The 18315-nt window shown below is 44.9% G+C and carries 17 protein-coding genes; all 17 read right to left on the bottom strand.

Annotated elements, in window-relative coordinates; translation table 11 throughout:
* Positions 1-261 precede the first annotated feature (261 nt).
* Positions 262-687: a YlbF/YmcA family competence regulator gene (locus AC4EHK_RS06440; protein WP_142826522.1), complete on the bottom strand. Its 426-nt coding sequence runs from the start codon at positions 685-687 to the stop codon at positions 262-264.
* A gap of 2 nt (positions 688-689) precedes the next feature.
* Positions 690-863 carry a hypothetical protein gene (locus AC4EHK_RS06435; protein ID WP_490977980.1) on the bottom strand — a complete coding sequence of 58 codons (174 nt, stop codon included), beginning with the start codon at positions 861-863 and terminating at the stop codon, positions 690-692.
* Positions 864-1067: 204 nt separating this feature from the next.
* Positions 1068-1865: a TIGR00282 family metallophosphoesterase gene (locus AC4EHK_RS06430; protein WP_490977979.1), complete on the bottom strand. Its 798-nt coding sequence runs from the start codon at positions 1863-1865 to the stop codon at positions 1068-1070.
* A 65-nt stretch (positions 1866-1930) separates the two neighbouring features.
* Positions 1931-3490, bottom strand: coding sequence for a ribonuclease Y (gene rny / locus AC4EHK_RS06425; protein WP_490977978.1), 1560 nt, complete (start codon positions 3488-3490; stop codon positions 1931-1933).
* 649 nt (positions 3491-4139) lie between these two features.
* A complete protein-coding gene (recA, locus tag AC4EHK_RS06420) occupies positions 4140-5201 on the bottom strand; it encodes a recombinase RecA (protein WP_490977977.1) in 1062 nt (353 codons plus the stop codon).
* 175 nt (positions 5202-5376) lie between these two features.
* Positions 5377-6630, bottom strand: a complete 1254-nt coding sequence (locus AC4EHK_RS06415) for a competence/damage-inducible protein A (protein ID WP_490977976.1) — start codon at positions 6628-6630, stop codon at positions 5377-5379.
* A 25-nt stretch (positions 6631-6655) separates the two neighbouring features.
* Positions 6656-7234 (bottom strand): CDP-diacylglycerol--glycerol-3-phosphate 3-phosphatidyltransferase, encoded by a 579-nt coding sequence (pgsA, locus tag AC4EHK_RS06410; RefSeq protein WP_490977975.1) that lies wholly within the window; start codon positions 7232-7234, stop codon positions 6656-6658.
* Between the two features lie 49 nt (positions 7235-7283).
* Entirely contained in the window at positions 7284-8144 is an 861-nt protein-coding gene (locus AC4EHK_RS06405; RefSeq protein WP_490977974.1) for a helix-turn-helix domain-containing protein, read from the bottom strand.
* 17 nt (positions 8145-8161) lie between these two features.
* Positions 8162-8962, bottom strand: a complete 801-nt coding sequence (locus tag AC4EHK_RS06400) for a YmfK family protein (protein ID WP_490977973.1) — start codon at positions 8960-8962, stop codon at positions 8162-8164.
* 105 nt (positions 8963-9067) lie between these two features.
* Complete coding sequence (ymfI, locus tag AC4EHK_RS06395; RefSeq protein WP_490977972.1) at positions 9068-9787, bottom strand: elongation factor P 5-aminopentanone reductase; 720 nt, start codon at positions 9785-9787, stop codon at positions 9068-9070.
* Positions 9784-11085 (bottom strand): EF-P 5-aminopentanol modification-associated protein YfmH, encoded by a 1302-nt coding sequence (gene yfmH, locus AC4EHK_RS06390; protein ID WP_490977971.1) that lies wholly within the window; start codon positions 11083-11085, stop codon positions 9784-9786. Before yfmH ends, ymfI begins: the two co-directional genes overlap by 4 nt.
* A complete protein-coding gene (gene yfmF / locus AC4EHK_RS06385; RefSeq protein ID WP_490977970.1) occupies positions 11078-12352 on the bottom strand; it encodes an EF-P 5-aminopentanol modification-associated protein YfmF in 1275 nt (424 codons plus the stop codon). Before yfmF ends, yfmH begins: the two co-directional genes overlap by 8 nt.
* A 299-nt stretch (positions 12353-12651) precedes the next feature.
* Complete coding sequence (locus AC4EHK_RS06380; protein WP_490977969.1) at positions 12652-13611, bottom strand: ABC transporter permease; 960 nt, start codon at positions 13609-13611, stop codon at positions 12652-12654.
* A gap of 1 nt (position 13612) precedes the next feature.
* Positions 13613-14662 (bottom strand): ABC transporter permease, encoded by a 1050-nt coding sequence (locus AC4EHK_RS06375; protein WP_490977968.1) that lies wholly within the window; start codon positions 14660-14662, stop codon positions 13613-13615.
* A complete protein-coding gene (locus tag AC4EHK_RS06370) occupies positions 14652-16211 on the bottom strand; it encodes an ABC transporter ATP-binding protein (protein ID WP_490977967.1) in 1560 nt (519 codons plus the stop codon). Before AC4EHK_RS06370 ends, AC4EHK_RS06375 begins: the two co-directional genes overlap by 11 nt.
* Positions 16212-16385: 174 nt before the next feature.
* Positions 16386-17462 (bottom strand): BMP family lipoprotein, encoded by a 1077-nt coding sequence (locus AC4EHK_RS06365; RefSeq protein WP_490977966.1) that lies wholly within the window; start codon positions 17460-17462, stop codon positions 16386-16388.
* 46 nt (positions 17463-17508) lie between these two features.
* Entirely contained in the window at positions 17509-18237 is a 729-nt protein-coding gene (locus tag AC4EHK_RS06360; RefSeq protein WP_490977965.1) for a GntR family transcriptional regulator, read from the bottom strand.
* Positions 18238-18315: the final 78 nt, after the last annotated feature.

Here is an 18315-nt window from a genome sequence, read left to right as displayed (position 1 = left end):
TTCGTCGTTTCTCCATTATACCAAAAATCAAAGCGGAAAAGAAAAAACTGAAAGAGCTTTGGCTCTTTCAGTCGAATGCTTTAGGGAAGTATGGGTTGGTCTTAGGTTACTTTCCACACACGGCCGCTTCCGCTTTTATTTTGTCCAGCTTCAGCGGCCAACTCCTCGGGTCATAAGCCAACCCAGCTACGTGGCAACGAGCGCCACTCTGCTGGTCTGTCTTATGCCTTTCGGAGCTGAACGGCCGCTTCCGCTTTTATTTTAACAGCTTCCCGGTTTGTCGTTGCGAACTTTTGATCCGGTTTCGCCGCGCAGCAAGTCGCCGCCCGTTTCAGTGATGATGTTGTTTGTTACTTGGTTGGCAATGGCTGTTGACACCATTTGCAACAATGAATTGACGTCGCTCTGGGATTGCTTGAATTCCTGAACGATTGGCACAGCGTCAATTTCTTCTTCGATTTTGGCAATTTTGCCTTCAATCAAAGTCAACGCCCGTTCTTTGCCATACGCCTGGAAGTTGACCGCTTGCTTTTGCAAACTCTTCAAGCTGGCAATTTTTTCGCGGATTTGCTGGTTTTCGTTAATTTGTGCTTCTGCACGTTTAAAGAAATCCACTTCTTCTGTTGCTGCGATCATATCTGCTACTTCGCGCGCTTTGGCGACGATTTCTTGTTTTGTATACGTCATTTTTAGACACCCACTTCTTGGTCTGACACGATTTTTATAAGTCTACCGTTCAACGACCATTTTTTAGTTTTCATGCATTTGACTGCTCGATCGAGTACACTCGTGAAGAATTGCTCTTCGTGGTTTTTGAATTGCCACCGAACTTGATTGTACAGGTAAACGGATATCGTCGACAAGATTTCCGCCTGACACAAACACCCCACTCAATCCATTCGGGGACATTTGTGTCCGGCTCGTGGTAAGTCGGCTCTCTGTCTCACCAATTCCTCTGAAGTTCAGCCACAAAAACCCTTTATACGATACTTTATTATACTGAAAACCAAGCATGTTCTACAAGACGTCTGCCCTAATTGTCGGAGTTTCGTCAAAAAGCTTCCCTTTTAACCTTGAAATGGGTAATCTTCATTGATGTAAACCCGTTCAAAAGAGGTGGCTTTGCCCGTTTGGTCATCCACTTCCGTGAAGAAGCCGCTGACTACGGAGCGGCCGCGCTTTGGCACTTCAAAACGGGTTGGCATATTGGTCTTGAATCGGTACAATACGGCTTCTTTGGTCATTCCAAGAATTTCATCATAAGGCCCTGTCATGCCAACATCCGAAATGTATGCTGTGCCGTTCGGCAAAATGCGGGCATCGGCTGTTTGGACATGTGTATGGGTTCCGACCACAACTGAAGCCCGACCATCCAAATGCCAGCCCATGGCAATTTTTTCACTGGTCGCTTCTGCATGAAAATCCACAAACACTAATGGTGAAATCGCTTTGGCTTCCGCTACAAGCTCATCCGCTTTTTCGAACGGGTCCCCATGCGGCGGCAGGAATACACGGCCGTGCAAATTGATGACAGACAAGGTCTGCCCATTTTTTGTCACAGTCGCCATGCCGCGTCCTGGCGCTTCGTCTGAAAAGTTTGCAGGACGGATCAAATAATCCACTTCATCGATAAAGTCAAAAATTTCTTTTTGGTCCCACGTATGGTTGCCCATTGTCACCATGTCCACACCCATGAATAGTAGGTCCTGATAAATGGCTTTGGTGATGCCGCGTCCGGCTGCTGCGTTTTCGCCATTGGCAATGATGACGTCCGGCGAATACTTTCTTTTCAACCTTGGCAAATACGACTCCAATGCATCTCTTCCGATTGACCCTACAATATCTCCAATAAATAAAATTTTCACAAACTCACCTTTTTCCATAAGAAAAAGGCTTCTTTGAATAGACATTCATCGAAGCCTCACCCTTATTATTTTGCGTATTCAACTGCTCTGGTTTCTCTGATAACCGTCACTTTGATATGGCCTGGATAATCCAGTTCCTCTTCAATCCGTTTCCGGATATCGCGGGCCAGACGATGCGCCGTCATATCATCGATTTGTTCAGGGCGAACCATGATGCGAATTTCGCGTCCCGCTTGAATGGCGAATGATTTCTCAACGCCTTCGTACGATTCGGAAATTTCTTCAAGTTTTTCTAAACGGCGGATGTAATTTTCCAGTGTTTCACTTCTTGCACCTGGACGAGCGGCAGACAATGCATCTGCTGCAGCAACGATGACCGAAATGATCGAGGTCGCTTCAGTGTCTCCGTGGTGGGAAGCAATACTGTTAATGACAACCGGATGTTCTTTGTACTTGGTTCCAAGTTCCACGCCGATTTCAACATGGCTTCCTTCTACTTCATGATCGATCGCTTTACCGATGTCATGCAGAAGGCCGGCACGTCGAGCGAGTGTCACATCTTCTCCAAGCTCTGCTGCCATTAACCCGGACAAGAATGCAACTTCCACAGAATGCTTCAGTACATTTTGTCCGTAGCTTGTGCGGTAGCGGAGACGCCCAAGAATTTTGATCAAGTCAGGATGCAGGTTATGTACACCTACGTCAAATGTGGTTTGTTCCCCAATTTCACGGATTTGTTCATCCACTTCGCGTCTTGACTTTTCGACCATTTCTTCGATGCGTGCAGGATGGATACGGCCATCCGATACCAGTTTTTCAAGAGCCAATCGCGCAGTTTCGCGGCGAATAGGATCGAATCCTGACAGAATAACCGCTTCTGGCGTATCATCGATAATCAAATCGATTCCAGTTAAGGTTTCAAGCGTTCGGATATTGCGTCCTTCGCGCCCGATGATGCGGCCTTTCATTTCGTCGTTTGGCAGGTTGACCACTGATACGGTCGTTTCTGCTACATGGTCTGCAGCAAAACGCTGCATCGCCAATGACAAAATGTTTTTCGCTTTTTTGTCCGATTCTTCTTTGGCGCGGGCTTCCGATTCTTTCATCATGACGGAAATATCTGTTGAAAGTTCTTTTTCAACGTCCTGCAAGATGATTGATTTCGCTTCTTCGCGTGTCAAAGATGAAATGCGTTCCATTTCTGACTGTTGCTTTCGGACTAACTCCTCAGCTTTGCTCTCCATCTGTTCAATATGCTGTTGTTTTTCTGCGAGCGCTTCGTCTTTGCGTTCCAGACTCGCTTCTCTTTTGTTTAATGCATCATCCTTGCGATCTAAATTTTCTTCTCTCTGCAACAACCGATTTTCTTGTCTTTGTAGTTCAGATCGGCGTTCCCGAATTTCAGATTCTGACTCAGTACGCAATTTATGATTTTCGTCTTTCGCTTCCAATAAGGCTTCTTTTTTCAGCGCTTCAGCTTCTCGTTTTGCATCTTCGACAATTTGCTCCGCAGAATTTTTAGCGCCTGCAATATTGGAATCGTTTGCTTTTTTCAATGCAAAATAACCAACAACTACACCGACGATGACACCAAGCAAAGCGAAGATGAACTCATTAATACCCATTCGGACACCTCCTCTTGCTATTGAATTTTTTCAGTTAAAAAAGATGAATAATAAAATTTTTTCGGTTTCAACTGTTTAATAATTAGTAAATTATACAATTTTAATTGTATAGATGGACTTATGTCGTGTCAACCCAAGAAAAGCGGAAGCAGCCGCTTAGCTCCGACCGGTGTAAGACAATCTGACAAAGCGGCATCTCTTCAGCCGCATTGTTGGAGTGGCTTACATCCCGAGGAGTTGGCTGCTGGAGCTGGACAATAAGAAAAGCGGAAGCGATTGTGTAGACTCGACGGGCATAAGGCGCTTTGGCGAAGCGGCGTTTCTTCAGCCGCACAGTTAAAGTGACTTATGACCCTAGAGTCTGATCGCTGCAGCTGGACAATCAGAAAAGCGGAAGCGGCCGCTTAGCTCCGACCGGCGTAAGACAATCTGACAAAGCGGCATCTCTTCAGCCGCATTGTTGGAGTGGCTTACATCCCGAGGAGTTGGCTGCTGGAGCTGGACAATACGAAAACGAACGCTTAGCTCCAGCAGATAGCCGAGCTGCACCTTGCGGAATTGTGTGCTTCTCGCAAAGCCGTTTTGGCTGCATACAAGAAAAGCCGCTAAGCATATGGCTTGGCGACTTTTCCAGAATATTGAGATGTTCTTATTCGTCATCTTCGTCAAGCAATAGATTAAAGTCTTCTGGTTCTTCCTTGTTGCCTGCGATTGTATAAGAAGCTGCTCCCATTCCGTAAGATTCACGGATTTTGTTGGAGATTTCATTGCGGACTTCAGGATTTTTCATCAAGAACTGTTTAACGTTTTCGCGGCCTTGGCCAATGCGCTCTTCGTTATACGAGTACCATGAACCGCTCTTCTGGATAATTTCCAGTTCAGATCCGATATCGACAATTTCACCTTCACGGGAAATTCCTTTTCCGTACATAATGTCCACTTCAGCTGTACGGAACGGTGGAGCTACTTTGTTTTTCACAATTTTGATCTTGGTTCTGTTACCAATAATTTCAGTGCCAGACTTCAATGCCTCAGCACGACGCACTTCTAAACGGACAGAAGAATAGAATTTCAATGCACGTCCACCAGGAGTCGTTTCCGGGTTACCAAACATAACACCGATTTTTTCGCGAATCTGGTTAATGAAGATCACAATCGTATTGGACTTGTTGATAATTCCTGATAATTTCCGAAGAGCCTGGGACATCAAACGTGCCTGCAAGCCCATATGGGAATCGCCCATTTCTCCTTCAATTTCAGCTTTTGGTACAAGTGCTGCAACTGAGTCGACAACGACGATATCCACTGCTCCGCTTCGGACAAGCGCTTCAGCGATTTCCAATGCCTGCTCGCCTGTATCCGGCTGGGATAGGAGCAATTCATCAATATTAACGCCAAGATTTTTTGCGTAAACTGGATCCAACGCATGCTCTGCATCGATAAATGCAGCTGTTCCGCCAATAGCCTGGACTTCTGCAATCGCATGAAGAGAAACCGTTGTTTTACCAGAACTTTCCGGACCGTATACTTCAATGACACGTCCGCGCGGATATCCGCCTATTCCTAGTGCTGTATCCAATGCCAACGAACCACTGGAAACAGATGAGATATTACGGTCTGTTTTTTCGCCCAATTTCATAACAGAACCTTTACCAAATTGCTTTTCTATTTGCTTTAACGCCATGTCTAATGCTGCTTTACGATCGCTCAAAAGAAATCCTCCTCTAAATGAAAAACTAATTTTCTACCTGTTTCTAGTATACTAGCTTATTGAGAAATATACAAGAAAAAAGCGAACGTTTATTCGCTTTTGTTTTTTAGAACTTCACATTTAGAAGTCCTATAGATGCCATTTCCCATTTTTGGGCAGAAAAAAACACGCAAAATTAAATTTTGCGTGCGTCTTCTTCTGTTAAGGTTCGAATGACATAATGGAGCGCCAGTTTAACGGCGCGCAACCGATTGGTGTTGCGCATGCCAGAAAGCTGAAGGCGATAAGACTGGGTACCTTGCTCTGTTGCAATGCCAATCCAGACAGTGCCAGCAGGCTGATCGCCGTGAGCATCCGGGCCTGCCGCACCAGTCAATGAAACGCTGATGTCAGTTTTAAACTTGGCCCGCACAGCTTCAGCCATCGCTAAAGCTGTCTGTTCGCTGACGACCCCGTATTCAGCCAACAATTCAGCAGAAAGTCCAAGCTGATGGACTTTCATTTCTTCGTTATACGTAATGACTCCGCCTGCTAAAACAGCACTCGCTCCAGCAACAGAAGCCAATTCAGATTGGAAGAGCCCGGCAGTCAGGCTTTCTGCTGCTGAGATGGTCTTGCCTTGTTCTTTTAACAACTCAATCGATTTAGACGCCAAGGAATCGTTATCATAGCCGTATAAGTATTGGCCAACCAAATCCAAAATCTCTTCTTTGGTTCCATTGATCAAGTCCCAGGCTTCTTCAGTCGTGTTGGTTTTAGCCGTAATGCGCAACGTCACTTCGCCATCCGCAGCAAGCGGTGCGATCGTCGGGTTCGACTGCTTATCCAGAATGTGGTGCAGGCGATCTTCCAGTTCAGCCTCGCCGATTCCATAAAAGCGCAAGACGTGGGAGAGGATGACGTCTTCTTTATTCAATAAATGAGCCAGCTTTGGCTTTGCTTCGAATTGGAACATCGGCTCCATTTCTTTTGGCGGACCGGGCAAAAGAATATAGACACGGCCGTCTTTTTTGTACATCATCCCCGGCGCCATGCCGTTGTGGTTGACGAGAACGTCACTATCTTTCAGCACCAAAGCTTGTTTCTTGTTGTTTTCCGTCATGGGACGGCCTGCACGCTCAAAAAACGCCACAATCGAATCCAATGCTTCCTCATTCATCTCAAGTGTTGTATCCAAGTGCCGGGCAATAGACTCTTTCGTCAAGTCATCTTTAGTTGGCCCCAACCCTCCAGTAAACAAAATCAAGTCGGCACGATTTTCTGCAATAGTTATAGCATCTTCCAAACGGTCGGCGTTATCTCCCACAACTGTGTGGTAGTAAACATTAATGCCAAGTTCCGCTAAGTGATTGGACAGAAACCGGGCATTCGTATTGGTGATCTGACCTAATAATAATTCTGAACCTACCGCAATAATCTCTGCATTCATCTGTCTGATCCCCTTTTGTGTATGCTTATTTTGAAGTCATTAATGCACGGCGGTTGGCATAAAAGTAATCCCAGCCAGACCAAACTGTGAAAATCAAAGCAATGTAAAGCATGATTTGGTCAAACGGCAAACCGATCAACGTGAAAATTGTATTATGCAGCAGCAAGGCAGAAATCGCCAAAATCTGTGCAGTTGTTTTGATTTTTCCCAATCCGCCTGCAGCCACCACTTCACCTTCGCCTGCAAGTACCAGACGCAACCCAGTGACCGCAAATTCACGGCTGATGATGATGATCACGATCCACGAAGCTGCAAAACCTAGCTCCACTAAAATAATCAAAGCAGCGGATACTAGAAGTTTGTCTGCTAACGGATCCAAAAACTTGCCGAACGTCGTGACCAAATTGTATTTACGTGCATAAAAGCCGTCCACCCAATCGGTTAATGATGCAAAAATAAAAATAAGTCCTCCGACAAAATGAGTGACAGGCATTTCCGCTCCAAAAAGCGTCATGGTGCCCCAGTCAAAACCGGCTAGCATGATCACCATAAAAACCGGAATCAACAAAATTCTCGAAATGGTAATCTGATTTGGTATGTTCATTGTTGTTTCTCCTTTCGAACTTTCATGAAAAATAGCCATCCAAAGATGGCTATTCGGCGTCTGTAAATTGAATAACGATATTTTGGGGTTGAAGTTGTTGTTCATACTCAATCGGCTCACCGTTTAATGATAATGCAATATTTGAATAGTCGCCAATGCGCAACCGGACAGATTCCACTTCTGATAAATCCAGTGTTTCTGTTTCTTCGGCTTGCATGACGCGCGCTCTGGAAGTCAGTTCGTTTTGGTTCTGGTCAGTTGCGGCAATCCAAGATGGTCCATTCGCTGCTATTTCCAGCTGCCGCTCATCCGGCCCCTGCCACGAATAGGTCGTGGTTTCGCCTTCAGTTTCTTCAACCGCCAAAACGGCTTCAGGTTCTGCAGGCTCTGCTGCAGACTCCGGTGCCGGTTCTTCCGCTGCTGGTTCTTCCGCTTCCCCAGGAGCTGGCTCCTCGTAAGAAGTCACGTTGCCTTGGTCATCTGGAAGAGTTGGTGAGCTGACGTTTGTTGAGGCGCTGTAGAAATACCAAAGCACCGCAAGAATCAGAACAATAAACACAGCCACCAAAATTTTTGGCATGTATTCGGCATAAGGCGCACTTGGAGCTGTTCTCGCAACAGACTGGCTTCTGGATGTTAGAGAAGTCGGCATTTTCTGCTGTGCCGCTGGTTCCTTGGCTGGCATTTCCACTTGATGCTGGTTTAGCAGTTCCTCGCCATTCAGCCCAACTGCTGCTGCGTATTGCTTAATAAATGCACGCACATAAAATGTACCGGGCATCATGCTGTAATTGCCATCTTCTATACCCGCCAAATAACGCTTTTGTATCTTAGTCAAGTCTTGCAAATCTTCCAAGCTATATCCTTTGGCGATTCTGGCTTGTTTTAGCCGAGTACCCAACTCACTCAAATCGATCACCTGCCTACTTAGAAGTTGAATCCGTCCCCAAACATATCCCCTTGTGATTTTTCGTCCATAAAGGTATTTTTCTCCAACACTTCATAGGTTATTTTTTCATCTGGATGATGGCGCAGTTCAATAATATAATCAAAATCGTCGATGCTGTATTCGGACTGTTCAACAAATTTATCCGGATGTTCGACTACTTTAATCGTTGGCATCCGCATCATTTCACGTACCAGCTGCATATGGCGTTCATCCGCAGATCGGCGCGTGACAATACCATCCAGAATAAAGATATTGTTCGCATTGTGCTCATCGCCCATCAACTGATTGCGTACTGTTTGCTTAATCATAGTGGAAGACAGGAAAATCCATTTTTTATTGGCGCTGACACTGGCAGCCACGATCGACTCGGTTTTTCCGACTCGGGGCATTCCTCTCAGGCCGACCAGTTTATGGCCTTCCTGTTTGAAAATTTCGGCCATGAAATCGACCAACAGCCCCAACTCATCGCGCACAAACCGGAACGTTTTGCGGTCATCAGCATCCCGTTGAATATATCGGCCGTGCCGCACTGCCAATATATCCCGTAGCTTGGGTTCACGGAACTTTGTCACAGCAATGGTTTCAATGGTCGACAAAATCTGTTCGAAACGCTCCAACTGGACATCGTGTTCTGCCCGCAGCAGCATGCCGCGACGGCCCTGGTCCACCCCATTGATCGTCACAATATTGACGCGCAGCATCCCTAAAAGAGAAGCAATATCGCCAAGCAGACCTGGACGGTTCACTTGAATTTCGTATTCAAAATACCATTCTTTCATGCCATACCCGACCTTTCTCCAAAGAGATCTATAGTTCATATAATAGCTGATTTGCCTCAACAGGAAAAGGGGCATTTAGTTACATGAAAGAGCAACTGAACAACATTACATCAGCCATCCACCGTTAATGCGCAGCGTTTGCCCCGTCATATAATCCGCTTTGCCGCTGACAAGATAATCGACAGCATTTGCCACGTCCTGAGGCGAACCGAGACCGAGTGGAATCTCTTCTTCAATCTCCCCAAGTTCTTCTGCCGTAAAGGTGGCATTCATTTTTGTTTGGATAAATCCAGGTGCAACCGCATTAACACGCGTTCCAGAAGGAGCCATTTCTTTGGCATAGGCTTTCACAAACGCCAGCTGCGAACCTTTGACAGCTGAATACATGGTTTCCATGGAAGCCCCTGTCTCTCCCCAAATAGAAGAAATAAAGACCACATACGATTTGTCATGGCGGCGGAAAAATGGAGAAATCAGCTGTATGACCGAAATCGGATTTTTCACATGAACCCGCCACAATGCCTCCATGTCTTCATCTGTCGTGTCAATCAGCATTTTCACTAATGATTGGCCGCTTGCCACAATAACGCAACTGGCATCATAAATGTTTTTTGCCAGTTGTTGGGCTCCATCTGCATCCCTAAAATCGGCCTGGACAGAAATGAATTCCTGTCCAGTATATTTCTCAGCCAATTGCTGGGCCAACACATCTGTCGGCCGGCTGTTCCCGTGCAAGTAAAGCGACCAGCCACTTTCTGCCAACTGGAGCGCAATGCTTTCGCCAATTTCGCCAGATGCTCCTAACAGGACCGCAAACCGTTTCACTGTTCGTCCTTTTTTGCCGGCATGATGGTGAAGACCGAATGCTGAGATTCATGGCTGACCAAAGCAAAAGCATTTTGAAGGTCTGAAACTTCCAAGCTTTCCAGTACCGGAACCACATCGAACAAGTTCATTTCATTGAATGCATAATGCGTAAATTGGTTGGCAATGTATTCTGGTGAATTCAATGCTCTCAGGAAAAAACCGATTTTTTTGCGACGCACGCGGTCAAGATCTTCTTGACCGAAAGGCCATTTTTCCACAGCGTTCTTCAATGTGTGTTTGATTTCCTTAATCAGGATGTCCGGCTTGTGCGTATCAGAGCCGATCAAGGCATAGCCAAATCCATTTTCCAATGAATAGTCAAACGAATACGATTCGTCGATCCAATCGTTTTCATAGGCATGGTGATAAAAATCAGAAGTCCGTCCGAACAACAATTCATAAGCCAATTGAGCAGCCAGTTCATGCTTCAGCATATCAGGTCCAATCAGATCCAATTTTTCTGGTTTGATGCCGAAAAAGACTTTTGGTTTTTGTACGCTCATTTCCAATACGCGTTCCTTAATGGCCACTTCTTTCGGTTCTTCCGGATAAATGCGCTTGATTTCTGTCGGTTCCGCAAAAGTTCGCTGCGCCTGGTCTTCTTTCACCAACTTCATCATTTGTTCGGGATCGACATTGCCGACTACGAACAAAACCATGTTTGAGGGATGATAAAAAGTGTTGTAGCACGTATACAAATGCTCTGCCGTAATATCTTGAATCGATTCTACCGTCCCAGCAATATCAATTTTTACGGGATGGTTTTCGTAAAGGTTCTCAATGATCCCAAAATACAGGCGCCAATCCGGCTGGTCGTCGTACATGGTAATTTCCTGCGCAATGATGCCTTTTTCTTTTTCAACGGTTTTTTCGGTAAAATAAGGCGTTTGGACGAAGTTCAATAAAGTTTTAACGTTTGCATCGATTTCACCGGTTGCCGAAAAAAGATAGGCAGTTCGTGTGAATGAAGTAAAGGCATTTGCTGAAGCACCTTGCTTGCTGAACTCCTGAAAAACGTCCCCTTCTTCTTTTTCGAACATTTTGTGCTCTAGAAAATGAGCAATGCCATCCGGTACTTTAATGGGTTCTGTTCCACCCTGTGGCACAAAATGATTGTCGATTGAACCGTATTTGGTCGTGAACGTAGCAAAGGTTTTAGAAAATCCTTTTTTAGGAAGAATGTACACATTCAAGCCATTGTCCAGTTTTTCGTGAAAAAGTGTTTCTTCTAATTGATCAAATTCAACTTTATGCATTCTGTTCATCCTCCTTGCCTGATAAGAAGTATGTCATTTCCAACGAAAGATGCTGGGCTACAGCAGCAATGTCTTCTTTTGTCACATTCTTCCATCTGTTAATCATAAATTCTGGTTCAAATCGATCCGTTAACTCCATGTATTGATCGTAAATCTCAATTTGGCCGCGAGCCGAATCGAGCCCTTCTTTTAATTGATTGATCAATAAAGCTTTTGTTTGATCCAATTCCACATCCGAAATATTTCCTTTTTTGACTTCTTCCAATTGCTCGAGAACCAACTTCACCGCTTTTTCTTCCAGCTTTGAATCAATGCCGGCCAATACAAACATCAAACCGAATTGTGAAGAAAAAGAACTCGATACATAATAAGCCATACTCTCTTTTTCGCGTATGTTCACAAACAATTTGGAATGCGCGTAACCGCCAAAAACGCCATTCATGAGCTGCATGACTGGAAATTTCTCATCACGGAATGTGATTGGCGTAAAGAATGCCATGTGAAGCTTGCCTTGTTTCATGTCTTCGTATTCCAACACGCGTGACTGCTCAGGCTTGACCAATTCCAATGGCGGCACTTCAACTGCGCTTTCACGATCTTTAAAATGGAAGAATTCACGAATATGCGAAGCAATCATTTCGGGCTTCACATCGCCTACTGCGTAAATTTCAATTTCGTTTTCAGCGACCATTTCTTTGTATTCCGCAACCAGCTGTTCGTTGGTAACGTTCTCCACATCTTGGATCGTCCCATTAGACGTGATCGATGCCGGATGATTCGGCAATGCCAATTCCATCATCCGCTGCTGTGCATAGCGTGTTTTTTCATCGAATACAGATTCAATTCGCTGCACAATGGCATTTTTTTCACGCAGGAAAATAGACTCTTTGAAAAGTCCGTGCTCAAAGTTGGGCTTAAACAAGACAATGTACATCAAGTTTAATACTTTTTCGAGAACGCCTTTTTCAGATAGATACTGATCGTTGACCGTTTCAACATTCAAGGTCACCACATGTTCGTTGCCGCGTTTTGAAGAATCTATGTAAAGAGATGTTCCGTAAAGATCGTCCAACACCATGCGAAGTGCCGTATGGGAAGGATAGACCTCGTTGCTGTGCTGCAGCACATTTGCCAAAATTGACCGGGCAGATGCTTTTTCATTGGTCAGTTTATCTTTGAACTTGATCGAAAAATTTATAGTTTTAAATTGTGTTGTCTCATTGACGTGCACATTAACGCCTTTAGCAATGTTAATTGTTTCAAACATTTGAAATCCCCTCTCGTCGTTCATGTTCTAACTATACCGAACCTTTTCCGTTAATTGCAAATAAAGAAAAGCGGAGGTGCCCGTTTTAGTCCCGACAAGCGCTGGAGGACTTGCAGGTAATGGCGCTTTTTGCCATTATCAGCAAGTCCGAAGCGACCTCGAGGGACTGGGCACCGAAGCTGGACAGCAAGAAAAGCGAAAGCGGCTAAATACCGAAGCTAACCTAAGAGCGCGACGTCCTGCCGCAACTGCCCTAGAAAATGAAAAGAGCCGTCGCTGTGACGGCTCTTTCGTATAGCTTATCGTTGTCCTTTAATATATGGTTTTCCGTTTGCCAACGGTGCATTGGCACGGCCGATAAATCCGGCAAGCGCAAAGATCGTCAATACATACGGCAGTATTAATAGGAAGACGTTCGGAATTTCTTGGATGATTGGAATCGAGGACCCGACAATACTCAAAGATTGTGCAAATCCGAAGAATAAAGCAGCTCCCATAGCGCCCAGTGGATGCCATTTCCCAAAAATCATCGCTGCCAGTGCCATGAAGCCCTGGCCATTGATCGTAGCATGACCGAAGTCATTAGTAATGGTTTGTGCATAAATCGCACCACCAATTCCCGCTAACGCCCCTGAAATCATAACGGCAACATAGCGCATTCTTGCAACGTTGACACCCATTGTATCAGCAGCCATTGGGTGTTCCCCAACAGCCCGCAGGCGCAGGCCAAACGGCGTCTTATAAATAACAAACCATGCCACGAAGGCAACGGCAATCGCAAAGAACGACGTATTGTAAACAGATGTAAAGAATAACGGTCCAATTACTGGAATGTCTGATAAAAATGGAACATTATAGCGAGCAAAACGCTCTGTGATAAAGTCTGTCTGCCCTTTATCAAAAATCCGTTTTACCAAATAGAGAGACAATGCAACAGCCAACAAGTTGATGGCAACCCCTGATACAACTTGATCCGCACGGAACGAGATAGACGCAACCGCATGCAGTAAGGACAACAGCAATGCAGCTACCATCGCTGCGATCAAGGAAATCCAAGGTGTCGCTGCACCAAATGTATCAGCATACAATAAGTTGAACAAGATCCCAACAAATGCACCAATGACCATCAGTCCTTCAAGACCAATGTTGACGACCCCGGATTTTTCCGAGAACACGCCGCCAATTGCGACTAAAATAAGCGGTGCTGCATAGAAAATTGCCGAAGGAACGATGAAGTATAGAACGTCAAGGAAACTCATGTTACTTCGCCTCCTTCTTCTTAGCTGACGCACGGAGCAGCAGCAAGCGAATGATGTAGCCCGAAGCTACAAAAAAGATGATAACTGCGATAACGATTTCAACAATTTCAATCGGAATGCCCGCAGCATTCGGCATATTCAATGCCCCATATTTTAAGGAACCGAACAGCGTAGCACCAAAGATGACACCAAGCGGCGTATTCATCCCAAGCAAGGCAACGGCGATTCCATCAAATCCAATACCCGTAAAGCCGCCTTTGGACGATACGTATTCAAACGTCCCAAGTGCTTCCATTGCTCCAGCCAATCCGGCAAAAGCACCAGAAATGACCATTGCCAAAATGATATTTTTGTTAACATTCATGCCTGAGTATTGAGAAGCGTTTTTATTAAAGCCAACAGCTTTCAGCTCAAAGCCGAGTGTTGTTTTCTCAAGGATAAACCACATGACACCGACCATAATCAAAGCAAGGACAATGCCGAGATGCAGCCTTGAAAATTCCGTCAGGTTTTCGAGAAACTCTGAACGCAGAGATGCACTGGCAAAAATGCTTTCTGTCCGATCTCCCCCGTCAGAAACTGTACGGATCAAAGCGTTTGTTACGTGCAATGCGATATAGTTCATCATGATCGTTACAATTACTTCATGGACATGGAACTTCGCTTTTAAGAGGCCCGGTACAAAGCCCCATAATGCGCCAGCCACCGCTGCCGCTATGATAGCCAACGGCAAATGAATGATTTTTGGCAATTCCACAGCGACCCCTACATAAGCTGCAGCAAACCAGCCAACAATCAATTGACCTTCCACACCGATATTGAAAAGTCCTGAGCGAAACGCAAAAGCGACCGCAAGACCGGCCAATAAATAAGGTGTGATTTGGCGGATTGTTTCACCGATTGTATACATATCTCCGAAAATACCGTTCCAAAGAGCAGCATAGCCTTCCAGTGGGCTATAGCCACTGACCAGCATGATCACCGCACCTACCAACAGTCCCAAAATAACAGAGATGATCGGGACCAGGAGATTGGTCATTCTATTCGACATGCTGATCCTCACCTTTCTTCGTCAAATCCTGGGTTTTCTTGTGGCTGGTATGACCGGCCATCAATAATCCTAATTCCTGCTCGCTCGTGCTTTCCGGTGTCACGATGTCGACAATTTCCCCATCGTGAATAACGGCAATGCGGTCTGAGACATTCATCACTTCATCCAGCTCAAAAGAAATCAGCAAAACTGCTTTGCCGTTGTCGCGCTGTTCAATTAACCGGCTATGAATAAACTCTATCGCGCCAACATCCAAACCACGAGTTGGCAGAGCCGCGATCAATAGATCTGGATTGCGGTCCACTTCACGGCCAATGATGGCCTTTTGCTGATTTCCTCCGGATAACGATCGGGCCAGCTCAGCCGGGCCTTGTGTCCGAACATCAAAATCTTTAATAATTTGAAGTGCTTTGTCATTAATTTTGTTGTAATCAATAATACCTGATTTGGAAATCGGCTTTGTGTAATATGTCTGAAGCGAAATGTTATGTCCAATTGGGAAATCCAATACCAACCCGTGCTTGTGTCGATCCTGAGGAATGTGTCCAACTCCAGATTCCGTAACTTTTCTTGGCTTCATATTGGTAACATCTTTGCCATTAATGAAGATAGTCCCACTCTTCACTTTCCGAAGACCTGTAATGGCTTCGATCAATTCAGACTGGCCATTTCCATCGATTCCCGCAATTCCGACAATTTCACCTTTGCGGACATTCAAATTCAAGCTTTTTACTTTCTCTACTCCACGATAATCCTGGACTACCAAATCTTTGATATCCAAAATTTCTTCGCCTGGGAATGCCTGGCCTTTAACGGTGGTGAATTCTACTTGGCGACCAACCATTAAGGAAGCCAAGTCATTGGGATTGGTTTCGGCCGTAATGACTGTGCCGATTCCCTGGCCTTTGCGGATAACAGTTACACGGTCGGAAACGTCCATAATCTCTTTTAATTTGTGTGTGATCAAAATAATGGACTTGCCTTCAGCAATCAATCGTTTCATGATTTGAACCAATTCCGTGATTTCCTGCGGCGTCAAGGAAGCGGTCGGCTCATCAAAAATCAAAATCTCAGCACCGCGGTACAAAGTTTTCAATATTTCCACACGCTGCTGCATACCAACAGATATGTCCTCGATGATTGCATAAGGATCGACATTCAAGCCGTATTGCTCAGAAAGAGCTTGAACTTTTTTTGCCGCATCTTTTTTATTGGTAATGCCGTATTTGGTTGGCTCACTTCCTAAAATGATGTTTTCGGTAACAGAAAAATTTTCAACCAGCATAAAATGCTGGTGAACCATTCCAATGCCGAGATCATTGGCAATGTTTGGATTGGCAATGTCGACTTTTTTTCCTCGAACACGAATTTCTCCGCCTTCCGGTTGGTACAAACCGAACAGGACGTTCATCAAAGTTGATTTACCGGCTCCGTTTTCCCCTAACAATGCGTGAATTTCCCCTTTTTGCAGTTGCAGCGTAATATTGTCATTGGCGACAAAGGTACCGAACTCTTTGCGGATATTCAGCATTTCGATTACATACTCCACTGTTGTCACTCCCCCGAAACTACTATCTTGTTGGAACTAAATTAATTAATTAATACAGGAAAGGCTTCCGGTTCCAGAAACCTTTCATCTATTAATCTTCAACTTTTATAGGCAAAAAAAATCATAAAGACCGGTTGGACCGGTCTTTATGATGACCGTGCTGCTAATTCATTTTTACTCTAAAGTATCTGGAACTACGATGTCGCCATCGATCACTTGTTGCTGGTAATCTTCAATCTGTGTCATTACATCTTCAGGAATTGCTCCACGTGAATCTGCAAGGCCAACACCTTCATCGGACAAACCATAAGTGATTGTTTCGCCGCCTGGGAATTCCCCAGCCATTGCCTGCTCTGAAATATTAATTACAGCCGAATCAACACGTTTCAATACTGAAGTCAATGTTACGTTAGCATCGCCAGTTTGGCCTTCATCGTATTGGTCAGCATCTACGCCGATAACCCAAACGTTTGCTTCTGGATCTGCTTCTTTACGTTCTTTTGCTTCAGTGAATACGCCGTTTCCTGTACCACCAGCAGCATGGAAAATAATATCAGCTCCTGCAGAGTACATACGGTTCGCAGTTGTTTTACCCAATTCCGCTTTATCAAAAGCCCCTGTGTATTGTACATCGACTTCAATCGCATCGTTAACAGTTGCAACACCTTCAAGGAATCCTGCTTCAAAACGCTCGATTACCGGAATTTCCATCCCGCCAACAAATCCGATTTTATCGGTTTCTGTCATTAGAGCTGCTGCAACACCCGCAAGGAATGCTCCTTCTTGCTCTTTGAACAAAACACTCGCAACGTTTGGAGCATCTACTACTGCATCAATGATTGCGATTTGAGCTTCAGGCTGTTGTTCAGCAATTTCAGCTACAGCGCCTTCCATCAAGAAACCAATGCCATAAACGACATCAAAGTCACGACGGATCAAGTTGTTCAAGTTGGTGTTGTAATCCGCATCTGATGCAGATTGAAGGTAATCAAAGCCGCCATCGCCTTTTTCAAGGCCATTTTCTTCACCAAATTGCTGGATGCCTTCCCAAGCAGATTGGTTGAAGGATTTATCATCCACACCGCCAACATCTGTAACCATGGCAACTGAGAAATCAGCAGCTTCTTCTGTGCCTTCTTCTCCTCCGCCAGTTTCACCAGTTGACGTATCTTCTTCGCTTCCGCAAGCAGCAAGCATTGTACCAGCAGCAAGCATTAATGATAAACCTAGACCAAATTTACGTTTTGTCAATGTAATAACCCCCAAGGTTTTTTGATATTAGCAGGAATTTGATGTTTTACACGCGTTTGCGAACCACATGAAAGCTGAACTTGTCAGCTCTGAAATAATTCTTTGAATAAAGCACCAAGCGATCGTCTTCATCGTAATGGAGCTGTTTTAATACTAGTAATGCTGTTTCCGGTTCACATTCCAGGATTGGCGAAACTTCTTCATGATACCCGGTCGGATCGATAAATGTCACCGCATAGGATATATGAATATCTCCCGATTCTTCAATCGCTGTAAAAATGGAACTTTCGGTGCGTCCTAAAAAATCTGCAGGCAAATAAGTCGAAGGCACCTTGTCGATGCAATAAACGACAGGATCTCCGTTCGCCGTACGGACACGTTCAATAGTAATAATAGTATCATCGCCAGTGCAATGAAAGCGTTTTATATCCTCTTCAGAGGAAAGGCTTTCCGAAGTGCTCAAGTAAATGGCACCCGGTTCCATTCCCGCCTGACGGATCATGTCAGAAACACTAGTCAATTGTTCAATGCCTGACGAAAATAATGGCTTTGAATTGACAAAAGTTCCGACTCCGTGACGTCTGACGATAATATTATCTTCTTCCAACAGCCGAAGCGCTTCTCGTAAAGTCGCACGGCTGACTCCCAGTGTTTTCGATAGCTCGAATTCGGACGGCAACTTCTCTTTTTCTTTGTAGACGCCCGCCGCAATATCCTGTTTCATTCGATCGATCACTTGAAGATACAAAGCGCGATGATCCGATTTAATTGTCATACGATTCACCACCCATGACAGAGATCAGACATCTGATGTAAAACATTCCTACTAATCAAAATTACTATACCACTTATT

It is taken from the genome of Planococcus sp. TJ-307 (assembly GCF_058268435.1).
This window is presented reverse-complemented; position numbering and strand designations above follow the sequence as displayed.

Coding starts and splice junctions, on each gene's coding strand:
- rny (WP_490977978.1), bottom strand. CDS start 3,490: ATGGGTATTAATGAGTTCATCTTCGCTTTGCTTGGTGTCATCGTCGGT.
- AC4EHK_RS06360 (WP_490977965.1), bottom strand. CDS start 18,237: ATGACAATTAAATCGGATCATCGCGCTTTGTATCTTCAAGTGATCGAT.
- yfmH (WP_490977971.1), bottom strand. CDS start 11,085: ATGCATAAAGTTGAATTTGATCAATTAGAAGAAACACTTTTTCACGAA.
- AC4EHK_RS06380 (WP_490977969.1), bottom strand. CDS start 13,611: ATGAGTTTCCTTGACGTTCTATACTTCATCGTTCCTTCGGCAATTTTC.
- yfmF (WP_490977970.1), bottom strand. CDS start 12,352: ATGTTTGAAACAATTAACATTGCTAAAGGCGTTAATGTGCACGTCAAT.
- pgsA (WP_490977975.1), bottom strand. CDS start 7,234: ATGAACATACCAAATCAGATTACCATTTCGAGAATTTTGTTGATTCCG.
- AC4EHK_RS06415 (WP_490977976.1), bottom strand. CDS start 6,630: ATGAATGCAGAGATTATTGCGGTAGGTTCAGAATTATTATTAGGTCAG.
- AC4EHK_RS06375 (WP_490977968.1), bottom strand. CDS start 14,662: ATGTCGAATAGAATGACCAATCTCCTGGTCCCGATCATCTCTGTTATT.
- AC4EHK_RS06400 (WP_490977973.1), bottom strand. CDS start 8,962: ATGAAAGAATGGTATTTTGAATACGAAATTCAAGTGAACCGTCCAGGT.
- AC4EHK_RS06440 (WP_142826522.1), bottom strand. CDS start 687: ATGACGTATACAAAACAAGAAATCGTCGCCAAAGCGCGCGAAGTAGCA.